The organism is Luteimonas sp. Soil_C_5, from assembly GCF_057656615.1.
Genome location: NZ_JBDGKA010000002.1, coordinates 144,601 through 160,748, shown reverse-complemented (window position 1 = coordinate 160,748; position 16,148 = coordinate 144,601). Strand labels below are relative to the sequence as shown.

Here is a 16,148-nt window from a genome sequence, read left to right as displayed (position 1 = left end):
CCATCATTCCGCCTCACCGCGCAGATAGGTGCGCAGCCACTGCAGCGCCGGACGTTCGCGGCCTTCGCGGTCGATCAGATAGGCGCGCTGTTCGGTGCGCCACACGCCGGGCCTGAAGCCCCACAGGGTCACGCCTTCGACCGCCGGGTGTTCCCAGAACACCGGGAAGATCCGCTGCATGGCTTCGAGCTGCACCTCATCGGTCGGGCCGTCGATGTCGAGTTCGGTCACGTGGATCGGCAGGCCGGTCGACGCCAGCAGATCGAGACTCTCCTGATGCACCGACATCGGGGTTTCGGTCGTGGTCGAGAACGCGTGGCCCTGCACGCCGATCACGTCGACCAGGTGTTCGGCCTGCAGCAGCTGCACGATCGCGTGGTAGCGCTTCGCGTTCTCCGGCGTGTTGGTGATGCTGTAGTCGTTGAGCATCAGACGCGCATCCGGGAAGTGCGTACGCGCCAGCCGGAAGGATTCCAGTACCCACTCCCAGCCGCTCTCGCCGGCGCCGCCCAGCGCCTGCGCGTAATTGCCGCCGTCCTCGTCGTTCTGCGTCGGCGGATCGTGCAGCGGTTCGTTGACGACCTCGACGATGTCGATGTCGGGATAGCGCTCGGCAACGGCGGTGAACCATTCCTCGATCTCGGCCCGCTGTTCGTCCGGCGGAAGATGGCGGATCCATTCCGGCTGCTGGTTGCCCCACACCATGACGTGCATCTGGAACGGCAGGCCGTTGTCCTTCGCCAGGCGGTAGGCGGCGTCCAGCCGGTCCCAGACCATCAGGTCGCGCTGGTCCTCGACCTCGCCCCACTTGCCGGCGTTCTCGGGCGTGACCTTGTTCCAGTACGCGAGGAAGTCCTGGTCCTGCAGCGGCGAGTGCGCGCTGCCGAGGAACTTGTCGAGTCCGTGGGCGAGGGCGGTCGAAGGCGCGGGTGCCGCCTCGGGCGCGGACTGCGCTTCTGCGGGCGCCGTGCGGTCGCCGCAGGCGGCCAGTGCGAGTGCCAGCGCAGCCAGCAGGAATGGACGGGTCTTCTTCATCAATCTCTCTCCCTGGATCGGAACATCGTGGACCGCCGGTTCCGCGTGCGGATCCGCGGAGGCGGCGTCATGCCGCAGGCCGTGTCGGACAATCGGCCACCCACGTCGGCCATGCGTGCGGACCACGTGGACGACAGCGTGCGCGATGCCGGCGTTCATCGGTGCAGGCAGATGCGGCGCGGGTGCCGCGGGCATCACGCCGCACGGTCGAGTTGCGCGGGCTCGAGGCGTGGTGCGAACAGATGGATCACCAGCAGTGCGGCGAGATACGCGCCGCCGGCCATCATGAACATCGCTGCGTAGCTGCCTGTGGTCTGGCGCAACCAGCCGGCGCCGAGATTCATGAAGAACCCGCCCATCGCACCGGCGAACCCACCGATGCCGACCACCGACGCCACGGCGGCGCGCGGAAACATGTCCGAGGTCAGCGTGAACAGGTTGGCTGAGAAGCCCTGGTGCGCTGCGGCCGCCATACCGATCAGCCACACCGCGGCCCATTGCCCCTCGACATGGGGCGCGAACACCACCGGCAGAATGCACAGCGCGCACAGCAGCATCGCGGTCTTGCGTGCGGCATTCGCGGTCCAGCCGCGCTGCATCAGGAACGAACTGAACCAGCCGCCGCTGACCGAGCCGACGTCCGCCAGCAGGAACACGGTGACCATCGGGAGACCGATCGTGCGCAGGTCCACGCCGAAGCGGTCTGCCAGGAACATCGGAAACCAGAACAGATAGAACCACCACACCGAATCGCTGAGGAACTTGCCGGCGGTGAACGCCCAGGTCTGGCGGTAGCGCAGCAGCTGCAGCCACGAGGCGCGCACGGGCGGATCGGGCGGATCACTCTCGATCAGCGCCAGTTCCGCAGGCGAGACTTTCGGATGTTCGGCCGGTCGCCGGTACATCGGCAGCCAGAACGCCAGCCACACCAGTCCCACGAGGCCGGTGACCACGAACGCCGTGCGCCAGCCCCAGGTCAGCGCCAGCCACGGCACCACGAGCGGCGCGACGATGGCGCCGATGTTGGAGCCAGCATTGAAGATGCCGGTGGCGAGCGCGCGTTCGCGCTTCGGAAACCACTCGGCGACAGTCTTGACCGCAGCCGGAAAATTGCCGGATTCGCCGAGCCCGAGCGCGAAACGCATCATGCTGAAGCCGGCCACCGAGTTCACCAGCGCGTGCGCCGCGGCCGCGATCGACCAGACGGTCAGATACACGCCATAGCCCAGTCGTGTGCCGACGCGGTCGATGAACCAGCCGGCGAACAGGAAACCGATCGCGTAGGCAAGGGTGAACGATGCGCTGATGACGCCGTAGTCGCGCTCGCTCCAGCCGAACTCGGCGACGAGTGTCGGCGCGAGCACACCGAGCACCGCGCGGTCGACGTAGTTGATGGTGGTGGCGAAGAACAGCAGCGCGCAGATGACCCAGCGGTAGCGGCTGATCACGCTGTTCGGTGAGGCCACTACGGCGACCGCGCCGTCGACGAGCCTGCTCACCGCGATGCGCTCCACGTCGTGCATGTGCCTGTCGCTGCCATCCCCGTCCCCCGACGCGAAGCGCCTCGAAAAGTGATAGCGCTATCATTATCACAGCGTCAAAGCAGGCGCCTCTTGCAGCGCACCAAAACGGCTCCGGTACGGCCGGAGTGCGGCGCGGAACGCAGATAAAGCCTGTTTACAGCGCTGAATACCGCTTCGCGGATTTCATGCTGCTCCGCAGCGTGCGCGCATCGAATGATAGCGCTACCGTAAAAATCACGTCATATCCGGCCTCTTGTTGGCCTGCGACGTCGGGGTTGTTCAACACAATCAAACCACGCTGCCGGCACGCCCCTGCGTCCGGTGGTGCGTCACCAGAAACGGGAGGGGAGTACGGTGCAAATCCAAGTCACAAGAACGGCGCTGTCGCGTGCGTTGAGTCTGGCGCTGCTGGGAATGGCGAGCGCGTCCGCGCTGGCGCAGAGTCCACCGCCGCAGACACCACCACCGGCACCGGCGACATCGCCGCAGACCGCGGAATCCGAAGCGGTCACGCAGCTCGATACGGTGTCCGTCACCGGCTATCGCCAGAGCCTGCAGTTCGCCACTGAAGCCAAGCGCGATTCGACGGGCTTCACCGATTCGATCTTCGCCGAGGATCTGGGCAAGTTTCCGGACACCAACATCGCCGAGTCGCTGACCCGCATTCCGGGCATCCAGTTGAATCGCGACGTCAACGGCGAAGGTCTCAACATCGCGATCCGCGGTCTGGGCAGCAGCTTCACCAAGACCCTGATCAACGGCGCGTCGGTCGCCACGGCCTCGATCGGCCTGGACGCGACCAACCAGAACCGCGAGGTCGATCTCAACATCTTCCCGACCGAGTTCTTCAGCCAGGTCACGGTGTACAAGTCGCCGCAGGCCAGCCTGCCCGAAGGCGGCGCGGCCGGCGTGGTCGACATGCGCAGTGCACGGCCGTTCGATCGCCCGGGCACGCATGTCTCGTACCAGCTGCAGGCCGACTACAACGACATGAGCGAGGAGATCAGCCCGCGCGGCTCGTCGATCTTCAGCTGGACCAACGACGAAGGCACGTTCGGCACCTTGGTCGGCGTGACGTCGGCGCGCGGCAAGATCGGCGTCGAAGGCTACGAGACCATCGGCTGGACCAATCCCAATCTGACCAATGCGCAATGCGGCAACGGCGGTACGCCCGGCGGATTCCCTGCGCTGGGCCAGCCCTGCAACATCACCGGCGGCAACGGCTGGCGCATTCCCGATGTCGTGCCGAACAATCCGTCGACGATCGCCGCGGGCCTGACGCCCGGACAGCCGATCGATGCCGCATGGCTGCTCGCGAACAACCCGGGCCTGACGACGGCGCAGATCGGCGAAGCGCTGATTCCGCGTCTCGGCCGGCCCGTGCACATGTCCGGCGATCGCGACCGCGATGCGGTGATCGCGTCGCTGGAATGGCGGCCGAGCGATCGTCTGAACTTCTGGCTGGACGCGCTGTACACCACGGCCGACCGGACCAACGACCGCATCGACATGAACCTGATCGGTCGCAACGGGCAGATGATTCCGCTGGACATGCAGGTCGACGCCAACAATGTCGTCACCAGCGCCACGTTCACCAATGCACAGTTCTTCCTCGAATACCGCCCGTATCGCGAGGAGGTGCAGTACTGGCAGGTGGCGCCGGGCGGCACGTTCTGGTTCACCGACGACATCAAGCTCGACGTCGAGGCCAGCCTCAGCCGCAGCTGGATGCGTCGCGAATCGCCGACGGTGCTGATCAACTCGCCGTTCACCACGCTGCAGTACACCAACGACGGCAGCGTGCCGAGCTGGGATACCGATCTCGATCTCAACGATCCCAATCTCGGCTGGCGCTGGACGGGCGGCGGCCGCGTCAACGTGCAGAACGAAAAGCGCGTGACCGAAACCCGCGGCCTGCGTGCCGATCTGCAACTGGGCGAAGACGCGCGCAACGTCCGCGTCGGTGTCGCCTGGGACCGCAACCAGCGCACCATCCGCGGTTTCGACAACAGCAGTGCATGGGAAGACATCGTCTGCCGCGGCCTGAACCCGGACGGCAGCGTGCCGAATCCACGTCCCGCCTGCGCGGGCGGTCCCGGCGCCGCGGTTCCGAATGCGGCGTTGGCGGACTATCTGCTGCCCGGGCCGGCCGGTTTCGTCACCGTGGACTGGGACCGGTTCCGCCAGGACACCGACTACGCGCGCCTGCGTGATTCGGCGCCGGAATCCGCCGGCCCCAATACCGGCGGTTCGACGGGCGGGTTCAGCGAGGACACCCGGGCCGCGTACATCGAGTTCAACGGCGAGACCGAGATCTGGGATCGCAACCTCCGCTTCAACGCGGGTATGCGCTGGGTCAGCACGGACCAGGACATCGCAGGTCCGGTGACGATCGGCGGTGTGCGCCAGTACCAGACGCTGACCGGCGACTACAGCGAATGGCTGCCGTCCTTCAGTGCCGCATGGGACGTGGCCGACCGCGTGGTGCTGCGCATGTCGGGCTCGCGCACGCTGACCCGGCCCAACCCGAGTTCGATGCTGCCGGCGACGACCTTCACCGACCAGTCGGCGCAGGTCGCCAGCCAGGGCAATCCGGAACTCACGCCCTACATTTCGACCAACTTCGATCTCGGCGGCGAGTGGTACACCGGCGACGAAGGCTTCGTCGGGCTGACGCTGTTCAACAAGCGCGTCGAGGGCTACACCTTCCAGGGCGTGACCACGCGTCCGTTCCTGTCGCTGGGCATTCCGTTCGAAGACCTCACCGACACCCAGCAGCGGGCGATCAACGATCGCGGCGGCCCGGGCACGGCGACCGTCAACGTCAACCAGCAGATCAATGCCGACGCCGCGCTCAACGTGCGCGGCTGGGAAGCGATCTGGGTGCAGCCGCTGGGCTTCGTGTTCGACGGTCTGGGCTTCATGGCCAACTACACCAAGCTCGACATCACCACGACCGGTCGGGATGCCGGCGCGCTTGCCGGCAACGTCTATGGTGTGGCGCCGTCGATGTGGAATGCGACCGCGTACTGGGAGAACAGCGTGGCGTCGTTGCGGCTGTCCTACACCTGGCAGGAGGGCGCAGCCGGCACGGGCCCGAACCAGCAGGGCATTCCGCAGGCGCAGATCTTCGGCGAAGACCGCGGACAGCTGGACCTGTCGGCCGGTTACACGCTGGCCAACCTGCCGTCCAAGCCGCAGATCACCTTCAACGTGCTCAACATCACCGGCGAAGAACGGCGCTCGAACTTCTGGCATTCGAACGCCGTCAACGATCTGTACGATCCGGGCCGCACCTACAGCATCGGTATCCGGGGCACGTTCTGACCCGGACCGCCGACGCGGTCGTCTCCCCACGGTCTGTCCCGGCGCTCCGGCGCCGGGGTGGACCGTGTTCTACCCACCGGCGTCCGGATGACGCCGCCGGAACCGCCCACGCCGCACCGGTGTGGACGGGGCCGCCGGATCACCGCTCGCCACGCGCGTCCCGCTGCGTCCGCATCCGCGGCCGCCGCCCTCCCACGGGTGCCCCTCCGCAATGAACGCCGTCTCCGCCTCACGATCCACCGAAGTCCTGTCCGTCCGCGAGAAGCTGGGCTACAGCCTCGGCGATCTCGCCGCCAACCTCATCTTCCAGACGCTGGTCACGTACCTGGCGTTCTTCTACACCGATGTCTACGCGTTGCCCGCGGCCACCGCGGCGACGATCATCTTCGTCGTCGGCCTGCTGGGCGCCTTCGTGTTCACGCCGATCATCGGCCTGCTGGCCGATCGCACCCGCACGCGCTGGGGCAAGTTCCGGCCGTGGATCCTGTGGACCGCGGTGCCGTTCGGCGTGCTCTCGCTGCTGGCCTTCAGCACGCCGGATCTCGGCGAACGCGGCAAGGTCGTCTATGCGCTGGTCACCTACACCCTGCTGGTGCTGGTCTATGGCGCGAACAACCTGCCGTACGCGGCGCTCAGCGGCGTGCTCACCGGCAACATGGATCAGCGCAACAGCCTGTCGTCCTACCGCTTCGTCGCGGTGATGGTGGCGCAGTTCGTGATCCAGGTGCTGCTGCTGCCGATGGTGCTGATCCTGGGCGACGGCGACCGCGTGCGCGGCTTCGAACAGGTGATGACGATCTTCGCCGTCGTCGGCACGGTGTTCTTCCTGATCACCTTCCTCACCACGCGCGAGCGCATCGTGCCGACGCAGACGCAGTCTTCTGGCGTCCTGCAGGACCTGACCGATCTGTCGCGCAACCGGCCATGGATGATCATGCTCGCGCTCACGGTGCTGGTCTTCGTCACCCTGGCCCTGAAGGGCGGCATGACGATCTACTACTTCCAGTACTACCTCGACGGTGCGGCGCTGGCCGCGTTCCTGCAGGGCACCGGCTTCAACGGGTTCATCGCCGGACTCAATGCCACCCTGACCGGCGCCGGCCTGGCCGGTTTCCAGTGGCCGGAAGATGCGCCGACTTCGGCCTTCAGCCTGTTCAACGCCGGCGGCATCATCTTCATGATCCTCGGCATCGGCCTGTCGCGGCCGCTGGCCGACCGTTTCGGCAAGCGCGACGTGTTCGGCGGCGCGTTGTTCGTCTCGACGCTGTTCGTGCTGGCGTTCTATCTGTATCCACCGGATGCGATCTGGCTGGTGTTCGGTTCGCAGATCCTGCACGGCTTCTTCTACGGCATCACCATCCCGCTGCTGTGGGCGATGATCGCCGACGTCGCCGATTACTCGGAATGGAAGAATCACCGGCGCGCGACCGCGATCATCTTCTCGGCGATGCTGTGCGGGCTGAAGGTCGGCCTGAGCATCGGCGGCGCGCTGGTCGCGGGCCTGCTCGCGCACTACGGCTACGTCACCGGCGGCGGTGCGCAATCGGCGCAGGTCGTCGACGGCATCCGCGTGGCGATCAGCCTGGTGTGTTCGACGCCGTTCCTGCTGGCGGTGGGACTGCTGTTCTTCTACCGGATCGACAAGACCATGGAATCACGTCTGGAGCGTGAACTCGCCGAGCGCCGGCTCCAGGCGGAGGTGGTGGCATGAGCGCGCATCCCGTGCCGCCTGCAGCGGAAACCCGCGGCGACGCCGCGCTGTCGGCAGAGCTGGAGGCGCTGGCCGGCAAGGCCATCTCGCAGCCGCTGGTCACGCACATCTACACCGCCGATCCGTCTGCGCACGTGTTCGAAGGACGGCTCTACATCTATCCCTCGCACGACATCGACGCCGGCACACCGTTCGACGACGAGGGCGGGCATTTCGGCATGGAGGACTACCACGTCCTGCGCATGGACTCGCCCGAAGGCGACGCGGTGGACTGCGGCCTCGCGCTGCACGTCCGCGACGTACCGTGGGCGAAGCGGCAGATGTGGGCGCCGGATGCCACGTATCGCGATGGCCGTTACTACTTCTACTTTCCCGCCAAGGATGCCGACGACATCTTCCGCGTCGGTGTCGCCGTCGGCGACCGGCCGGAAGGGCCGTTCAAGGCGCAGCCCGAGGCGATGGCCGGCACCTATTCGATCGACCCGGCGGTCTATGCCGACGACGACGGCGAGCAGTACCTCTACTTCGGCGGCATCTGGGGTGGGCAGTTGCAGAAGTACCGCGACAATGTCCACGACGCCGCGCACGAGGAACCCGTCGGCGATGCGCCCGCACTGGGCGCGCGGGTGGGGCGGCTGCGCGCGGACATGCTGGAACTCGACGAACCGACGCGCGAAGTCCTGGTGCTGGACACGGACGGACAGCCCTTGCGCGCCGACGATCACGACCGTCGTTTCTTCGAAGGCCCCTGGGTGCACAAGCATGCAGGCCGGTACTACTTCTCGTACTCCACCGGCAACACGCATCTGTTGTGCTACGCCGTGGGCGACAGTCCCTATGGACCGTTCACCTACCAGGGCGTGATCCTGAAGCCGGTCGTCGGCTGGACCACGCACCATTCGATCGTGGAGTTCGAAGGCCGCTGGTGGCTGTACTACCACGACGCCCTGATGTCCGGCGGCGTGACCCACCTGCGCACCGCCAAGGTCACCGAGCTGCATCACGATGCGGACGGGCGGATCCGCACGATCGATCCCTATGGTGGATGAACCTCCGGACGGCGCGCAGGCGCCGCTCGCGCCGGGCGTCTTGCTCGATATCGAATGCGGCGCGTTGCAGGTCAGCGTCGCACCCGATGCCGGCGGCCGTATCGCGCAGATCGTGCAGGCCGGTACGCCCCAGCTGATCGGCCCCGACGACGGCCACCCGCAGACGATCGCCTGGGGCTGCTATCCGATGGTGCCGTGGGCGGGGCGGGTGCGGAACGGCCGCTTCCGCTTCGACGACCGCGATCGACAGCTGGCGCCGAATCTCGGCGCGCATGCGATCCACGGTGTCGGCTTCGTATTGCCTTGGCAGGTCGAACTGCACACCGCGGACTGCGTCGTGCTGTCGCTGCAGTTGCCCCACGACGCGCGCTGGCCCTTCGGTGGCGTCGCGCGACAGACGATCCGGGTCACCCCGCGCTGCCTGCGGCTGACCCTGGCGCTGCAGGCCGAAGCCCAGGCCATGGCCGCCGTGATCGGCTGGCATCCCTGGTTCCGCAAACCCGATCGCATCGAGTTCGCCCCCGAACGCATGTATCCGCGCGATGCCGATGGACTCACGGTGCTGCCGCCCGGACCGCCGACACCAGCGCCATGGGACGATTGCTTCGTCGGCGCTGAAGGCGCGGTGCTGCACCGGGCCGGGCAACGCCTCGCGTTGTCCTCGGATTGCGATCACTGGGTGGTCTTCGACGAACGCGCGCATGCGACCTGCGTCGAGCCGCAGAGCGGTCCGCCGGATGCGTTCAATCTCGCGCCGGCGCGCCTGGAGGCCGGTGAGCGGATGAGCCGCTGGTTCGAGATGCGCTGGGGCAACCGCTAGCGCGCATCGCTGTTGCGATGGCCGACGCGCTCGGGCTTGCTTGCGATGGGCGCGTCTGAAGCGTGACGGTGTCATGCCGAAGATCAACGCGCGGCGCAGCGATCGTCAGCGTCAGCTGGCAATGCGCTTCGCAAGGGCAGGCGCCTAGGCGTCTCCCGACACTCGTTGCTGACCAGCGCGCATCTCCAGTGCGATCGGGGCAGCGAGGCCCGAGACCGTTGGTCGGGATCCCCCGTAGCGCCCTCGCGCCTGCGCCGTGAGCGGCGCACACTCGGCCTCGCTCAGGGGTGGGTCCACGATCTGGATCCCGGCATCGGGGCAGGGAGTGCGCGTGCGTTCGATCATCGCTGCCATCGTCGCGGTTGTGCTGTCGGCCTGCGGGCCCGTCATGGAGTCCCGTCCCATGTTCACGCCATTCGATTTCGCCCATCTGCGGTTTCTGGAAGGTCGCTGGGAGGGCACCGGGCCCGACGGCGCGCCCTTTTACGAGCACTACGGATTTCCCTACGGGACCGAGATGCGCTCCAGCCGTTTCCCGGATGCCGGCTTCACCGATGCACAGGACGGCAGCGTCATCGCGCTGGAAGCGGACGGGCGCGTCACCGCGACGTGGAACACGTTCACCTGGGAAGCGTCGGAGCTGGTCGCCGGCAAGGCCTGCTTCGTACCGGTGAACGCGCCCAGCAGTTTCTGCTGGGAGCGCCTGTCGGACCGTTCCGCCAGGGTCACCCAGCGCTGGACGGATGCGGCCGGCGATCCGCAGCAGTCCGTCGTGCCGCTGCGTCGACTCTGAGGCGCGATGGCAGGTGCGAATCCGTTGCGTGCACGCGTGCGGATTGCGTCGTTTTCATCGATGACGCCGAACCGGATCGCACGACACGTCGCCATGACGCAATTCGATCGGTCGGATACCGGTTGCGCCGCCCATCTGCACAGCTGCGTGCGCGGATCAAGTACGCCTGCATGCCCGTGTTCCGACAGTGGCGAAATAATGGCCAGCGTTTCGGAGGCGCGTCACAGGCGCGCTCGTCACGCTTATCCACATGTTTGTCATCAGACCATCCACACCGGATGTGGACAAGCTGCGCGGACCCCGTCTTCGAACCGGCGTCAAGCCGCGTGCTGCGCGTGCATCGCCTGTGCAACGAATGCCGGATCATGCCTCCGTGGCGACCCCGAACTCGCTCGGCGCACGCGGTCTGCGGGACCTGCACAGCGATGTGCGCAGATCAAGCACGCGTTGAAGGCGATGTCGTCAACGTGGCGAAATAATGACCAGCCGTTTGCACGCCGCATCGCAGGCGGGCCCGCGAGGCTTATCCACATGTTTGTCATCAGATGATCCACACGTGATGTGGACAACGGCGCGGCTAGCGGTCCGCGCCCCGCGCGTCAACGGCTCGCGTCGTTCGACCGCAAGCTCGCCTGGGCATCGTGTTCGGCCAGCGAGCGCGCCATCGCGTGACCGGCGTCGGTCAGCCGCGCCAATGTGCGCTCGCCGTCCTCGAAGGTGCGCACCCAGCCGGGGCCGCGGGTGTCGCCGATCGCATCGTCGCCGAGATAGGCGAGCGTGCGCAGCAACACGCTCATGCGCACGCCGATGCGCTTGCACAGCCGCGGCAGGGACATGCCGTCCGGCGCTGCCGCGAGTTCCGTCAGCAGCGCCTCGAGCAGGGCTTCTTCAGCGAACGATGGCATGGATGTCACGCTGGCGCGGCATCTGCGCACCGACATCGGCGACGTGCGGGGTGACGATGACCGGGACCGACTTCGAGGTCGGCGTACGCGACTCGTCGGCGAAACTCGACAGCGGCACCAGCGGATTCGTTTCCGGGTAGTACGCCGCCAGACAGCCGCGCGGAATGTTGTACTCGACCAGCATGAAACGCAGCGCACGCCGGCGCACGCCGTCGTCGCAGATACTCTCCAGGTCCACCCAGTCGCCGGCCTGCATGTCCAAGGCCGCGATGTCGTCGGCATGCGCGAACAGCACGCGCCGTTCGCCGAATACGCCGCGGTAGCGGTCGTCGAGGCCGTAGATCGTGGTGTTGTACTGGTCGTGCGAGCGCGTGGTCGCCAGCGTGAACACCGGCTGCGTGCCATGGGTACGCCGCGCACGGTGGATCGGGTTGTCGGTCGGCACCGGGCAGGGCAGGAACACCGCCTTGCCTCCAGGATTGATCCACTTGCGGTCGCGCGCGGTGTTCGACAGGCGGAAGCCGCCGGGCACGCGCACGCGGGTGTTGAAGTCGCGGAAGTCATCGAACGTCATCGCGATCATGTCGCGGATGCGGTCGTAATCCTCGATCACGCCGAGCCAGTTGATCTTCGAGCGCCCGCCGATCGTCGCATGCGCCAGGCGCGCGACGATCGCCGGCTCCGACAGCAGCGTGTCGGATGCCGGCGGATTGATGCCCGACGACAGGTGCACCATGCTCATCGAATCCTCGACCGTCACACCCTGCGGGCCGCCGGCCTGGATGTCGATCTCGGTCCGGCCCAGACACGGCAGGATCACCGCGTCCTTGCCGTGGATCAGGTGGCTGCGGTTGAGCTTGGTGGTCACGTGCACGGTGAGATCGCAGCGGCGCAGGCCGCGTGCGGTGGCCTCGGTGTCGGGGGTGGCGATGGCGAAGTTGCCGCCCATGCCGAAGAACACCTTCGCGCGGCCGTCGATCATCGCTTCGATCGCGCCGACGGTGTCGTAGCCGTCCTCGCGGGGCGGCTCGAAGCCGAACACCTCGCGCACACGGTCAAGGAACGCGGCCGGCGGCTTCTCGTAGATCATCATCGTGCGGTCGCCCTGCACGTTGCTGTGGCCGCGCACGGGGCACGCGCCCGCACCTTCACGGCCCAGGTTGCCGCGCAGCAGCAGCAGGTTGACGAGCATGTTGATCGTCGCGACCGAGTGCTTGTGCTGGGTGATGCCCATGCCCCAGCAGGCGATGACGCGCGCGCTGGTCAGGTACAGCTCGCCGGCGCGGCGGATCTGCGCTTCGTCGAGTCCGGACTCCTCGACGATCACGTCCCAGGATTCGGCCAGCACGTCGGCTGCGAAAGTCTCGAAGCCGGTGGTGTGCTCGGCGATGAAGGCCTGGTCGAGCACCGATGCGCCGCCGTTGCCGGTGGCTTCGATGTCGCGTTCGAGTACGTGCTTGATCATGCCCTTCACCGCAGCGAGGTCGCCGCCGATCTTGAGCTGGAAGTAATCCGACGAGATCTGGGTCGATCCGTAGGTCGCCATTTCCAGCTTGTCCTGCGGATCGGCGAAGCGTTCCAGACCGCGCTCGCGCAACGGATTGAACGAAGCGATCTTCGCGCCGCGGCGCGCGGCCTCGCGCAGTTCGCCCAGCATGCGCGGATGGTTGGTGCCGGGGTTCTGGCCGAAGATGAAGATGCAGTCGGCATGTTCGAAGTCATGCAGCGACACCGTGCCCTTGCCGACGCCGATCTGCTTCTTCATCGCCGTGCCGGACGACTCGTGGCACATGTTCGAACAGTCGGGGAAGTTGTTGGTGCCGTACTCGCGCACGAACAGCTGGTACAGGAACGCCGCCTCGTTCGAGGTGCGGCCCGAGGTGTAGAAGATCGCGTCGTCGGGCGAGGGCAGGGCATTGAGATGCCCGGCGATCAGCGCGAAGGCCTCGTCCCAGGTCACCGGCACGTAATGGTCGGTCGCCGCGTCGTAGCGCATCGGCGTGGTCAGGCGGCCCTGCTGTTCCAGCCAGTAGTCGCTGTATTCGGCCAGCTGCGCGACCGAATGCTGCGCGAACAGCTCCGGTCCGGCGCGGAACCGCGTCGCCTCGGCGGCGACGGCCTTGGCGCCGTTCTCGCAGAACTCGAAGGTCGAGGTGTGGTCGCGGTCGGGCCAGGCGCAGCCGGGACAGTCGAAGCCGTCGGGCTGGTTGGCACGCAGCAGCGTCTTCGCGCCGCTGACCGTGATCTTCTGCTCGTTCAGGTGCTTGGCGACGCTTTTCAGCGCGCCCCAGCCGCCGGCGGGGCCGTCGTACTTGCGGATCGTGTCGTTGCTCATGATGCGTGGGTCCTGCCTGGGCGCGCGATGGCCGACGCATCGGTCGGTGGGTGCAGCAGCCGCTGCGCGTGGGTGTACACGGCGTGCCCGTCGTCGCGGGCGAAACCGATCAGGGTGAGATGGGCGCGGTCGGCCAGCGAGATCGCCAGCGCGGTCGGCGCGGAAATCGCCGCCATCAACGCGATGCCGACGCTCGCCGCCTTCATCGCCATTTCGTAGCTGGCGCGACTGGTGACGATGAGAAAACCATTTGCGGGATCGAAGTCATCGGCATGCAGCGCGCCGATCAGCTTGTCGAGCGCGTTGTGGCGACCGACATCCTCGCGTGCGAACAGCAGCGTGCCGTCGAGCGAGGCCCAGCCTGCCGCATGCGTGGCGCCGGTGAGCGCGGCGATGGATTGCGCATCGCGCAGTGCGCGCAATGCCCGTGACAGGGCTTCGGGTGACACGCGGACATCGGTGGTGACCGGTGCCGGATAGCGCAGTGCCGCTTCCAGCAGTTCGCTGCCACAGACGCCGCAGCCACTGCGGCCACTCATGCTGCGACGACGCAGGGCCAGTGCTTCGGCGCGCGCCTCTGGAATCCGCAACCGGATCTCGATGCCTTCGATGAAATGCTGGATGCCTTCGATCGCCACATCGCCCGGCGCATCGACGATGCCTTCGCTGATCGCGAAGCCGCGCGCGAAATCCTCGAGATCCGCCGGCGTCGCCATCATCACCGCGAACGGCACGTCGTTGTAGACGAAGGCCACCGGCACTTCTTCGGCCACGTGGTCGTCGACCTGACGCACCGCGCCGTCGCGCCAGCGTTCGACCGGACGGCGCACCGCGCCGGCAGCTGTGTCGCTCTGAAGATCTGTGTGTGGGGAACGTGTCATGTCGGAAGGGTACCGGCGACCGCGTGAGCGGCCGCCGGTCCTGTGTCGTGCCTCAGGCGAACAGCACCAGGGCTTTCTCCAGCGTTTTCCAGATGCCGAAGGCGAGCGGAATGCCGACCGCGGCCCAGCAGAACGCGACCAGTGCCGGGTTGCCACCCGCGCCGATGCGGTCCATCTCGTCCTGCGAGATCAGCGACTTGCCGCTGGCGTCGACCTTCTCGTGCGCCAGTTGCTTCTCGTGCGCCAGTTCTTCCGGCGACATGAAGTACTTCGGATTGACCGGACGCACCAGCAGGTTGCAGATCAGGCCCAGCACCAGCATGCCGGCGAGGATGTACATCGTGGTGTTGTAGACCTGCGAGGGCGGCATGCCGAGGCTCAGCTGATGCTCGCGCATATAGCCGATCACCAGCGGGCCGAGGATGCCGGCGGTCGCCCATGCGGTCAGCAGGCGGCCGTGGATCGCGCCGACGTGCTGGGTGCCGAACAGATCGGCGAGATACGCCGGCACGGTGGCGAAGCCGCCGCCGTACATCGACAGGATCACGCAGAAGGCCGCAACGAATAGTGCGATCGAACCGGCGTTGCCGAGCGTCGGCGCCGAGGCGTACAGCGCGATGCCGAGCACGAAGAAGATCGAGTAGGTGACCTTGCGGCCGAACTTGTCCGACATCGACGCCCAGAAGAACCGGCCGATGATGTTGGCCAGGCTCAGCATGCCGACGAAGCCCGCGGCGATCGCCGCGATGGCCGACAGCTGCTCGGTGCTCAGCTCACCGAAGCCGACATCCAGACCGATCAGACGGCCACCGAACATTTCCTGCAGCATCGGCGAAGCCAGGCCCAGCACGCCGATACCGGCCGACACGTTGAGGCACAGCACACCCCAGACCAGCCAGAACTGCGGAATGCCCCAGACGCGCTTCACGTGCACGTGGCCCTGGGTGATCATCGCGTTGTCCTTCGCCGGCGGCGGCGTCCAGCCCTTCGGCTTCCAGCCCGTCGGCGGCACGCGATAGCCGAACGCGCCGGCCATCATGAAGACGAAGTAGGCCGCGGCCATCACCAGGAAGGTTTCCTTCACGCCGACCGAGGTCGGGGTCGAGAAGTGGCGCATCAGCATGTCGGCCAGCGGGCTGCCGATCAGCGCACCGCCACCGAAGCCCATGATCGCCATGCCGGTCGCCATGCCGCGGCGGTCCGGGAACCACTTGATCAGCGTCGACACCGGCGAGATGTAGCCCAGGCCCAGGCCGATACCGCCGATCACGCCCGAACCCAGCCACAGCATCCAGATCTGGTGCAGGTGCACGCCGAGCGCGGAGATCAGCAGGCCGCCGCACCAGCACAGCGCGGCCACGAAGCCGGCCTTGCGCGGGCCGACGCGTTCCAGCCACCCGCCCCAGATCGCTGCCGAGCAGCCCAGCAGCACGAAGAACAGCGTGTACATCCACTGCAGTTCGCTGATGTTCCAGTCGCAGCTGGCCGAGGTGATGCGCGCGAAGAAGCTCATGTCGGCGCCGCAGGCGATGGCGGCATCGATGCCGACCGCCTTCGACAGCGGCAGCCAGAACACGCTGAAGCCGTAGGCCATGCCGATGCACAGATGGATCGCCAGCGCGGCGGGCGGCACCAGCCAGCGGTTGAAACCGGGCTTGGCGATGATGCGTTCCTTCGAGAGCAGGCTGCCCTCGCGGGCGCTGCTGGCGGAATGCGTGGTGGAACTGGTAGCCATGGAATCCTCCCGGGTGGATGCGCCGGTACATGGT

The 16,148-nt window shown here is 66.9% G+C and carries 11 protein-coding genes; 5 read left to right on the top strand and 6 right to left on the bottom strand.

What is annotated here, in order from left to right; all coding sequences use genetic code 11:
• Nucleotides 1–3: 3 nt before the first annotated feature.
• Nucleotides 4–1,035, bottom strand: coding sequence for an endo-1,4-beta-xylanase (locus AC3A5K_RS05135; protein ID WP_487616446.1), 1,032 nt, complete (start codon nucleotides 1,033–1,035; stop codon nucleotides 4–6).
• Nucleotides 1,036–1,229: 194 nt separating this feature from the next.
• Nucleotides 1,230–2,558: an MFS transporter gene (locus AC3A5K_RS05130; RefSeq protein ID WP_487616445.1), complete on the bottom strand. Its 1,329-nt coding sequence runs from the start codon at nucleotides 2,556–2,558 to the stop codon at nucleotides 1,230–1,232.
• Between the two features lie 354 nt (nucleotides 2,559–2,912).
• On the opposite strand from AC3A5K_RS05130, the gene AC3A5K_RS05125 reads away from it, so the two are divergent.
• From AC3A5K_RS05125 to AC3A5K_RS05105, 5 genes are all read left to right on the top strand, one after another.
• Nucleotides 2,913–5,885 (top strand): TonB-dependent receptor, encoded by a 2,973-nt coding sequence (locus tag AC3A5K_RS05125; RefSeq protein WP_487616444.1) that lies wholly within the window; start codon nucleotides 2,913–2,915, stop codon nucleotides 5,883–5,885.
• A gap of 211 nt (nucleotides 5,886–6,096) precedes the next feature.
• Nucleotides 6,097–7,596, top strand: a complete 1,500-nt coding sequence (locus tag AC3A5K_RS05120) for an MFS transporter (RefSeq protein ID WP_487616443.1) — start codon at nucleotides 6,097–6,099, stop codon at nucleotides 7,594–7,596.
• Complete coding sequence (locus AC3A5K_RS05115; protein WP_487616442.1) at nucleotides 7,593–8,645, top strand: glycoside hydrolase family 43 protein; 1,053 nt, start codon at nucleotides 7,593–7,595, stop codon at nucleotides 8,643–8,645. Before AC3A5K_RS05120 ends, AC3A5K_RS05115 begins: the two co-directional genes overlap by 4 nt.
• On the top strand, nucleotides 8,635–9,465 hold the full coding sequence (locus AC3A5K_RS05110; protein ID WP_487616441.1) for an aldose epimerase family protein: 831 nt from the start codon (nucleotides 8,635–8,637) through the stop codon (nucleotides 9,463–9,465). Before AC3A5K_RS05115 ends, AC3A5K_RS05110 begins: the two co-directional genes overlap by 11 nt.
• A 403-nt stretch (nucleotides 9,466–9,868) precedes the next feature.
• Entirely contained in the window at nucleotides 9,869–10,258 is a 390-nt protein-coding gene (locus AC3A5K_RS05105) for a hypothetical protein (RefSeq protein ID WP_487616440.1), read from the top strand.
• A gap of 599 nt (nucleotides 10,259–10,857) precedes the next feature.
• Here AC3A5K_RS05105 and AC3A5K_RS05100 read toward each other — a convergent pair.
• The 4 genes from AC3A5K_RS05100 to AC3A5K_RS05085 are packed head-to-tail and all read right to left on the bottom strand — an operon-like array spanning nucleotide 10,858 to nucleotide 16,114.
• Nucleotides 10,858–11,163 carry a hypothetical protein gene (locus tag AC3A5K_RS05100; protein ID WP_487616439.1) on the bottom strand — a complete coding sequence of 102 codons (306 nt, stop codon included), beginning with the start codon at nucleotides 11,161–11,163 and terminating at the stop codon, nucleotides 10,858–10,860.
• On the bottom strand, nucleotides 11,147–13,498 hold the full coding sequence (locus AC3A5K_RS05095) for an FdhF/YdeP family oxidoreductase (protein WP_487616438.1): 2,352 nt from the start codon (nucleotides 13,496–13,498) through the stop codon (nucleotides 11,147–11,149). Before AC3A5K_RS05095 ends, AC3A5K_RS05100 begins: the two co-directional genes overlap by 17 nt.
• On the bottom strand, nucleotides 13,495–14,379 hold the full coding sequence (gene fdhD, locus AC3A5K_RS05090; RefSeq protein WP_487616437.1) for a formate dehydrogenase accessory sulfurtransferase FdhD: 885 nt from the start codon (nucleotides 14,377–14,379) through the stop codon (nucleotides 13,495–13,497). Before fdhD ends, AC3A5K_RS05095 begins: the two co-directional genes overlap by 4 nt.
• Nucleotides 14,380–14,431: 52 nt before the next feature.
• Nucleotides 14,432–16,114 (bottom strand): OFA family MFS transporter, encoded by a 1,683-nt coding sequence (locus AC3A5K_RS05085; protein WP_487616436.1) that lies wholly within the window; start codon nucleotides 16,112–16,114, stop codon nucleotides 14,432–14,434.
• Nucleotides 16,115–16,148 lie beyond the last annotated feature (34 nt).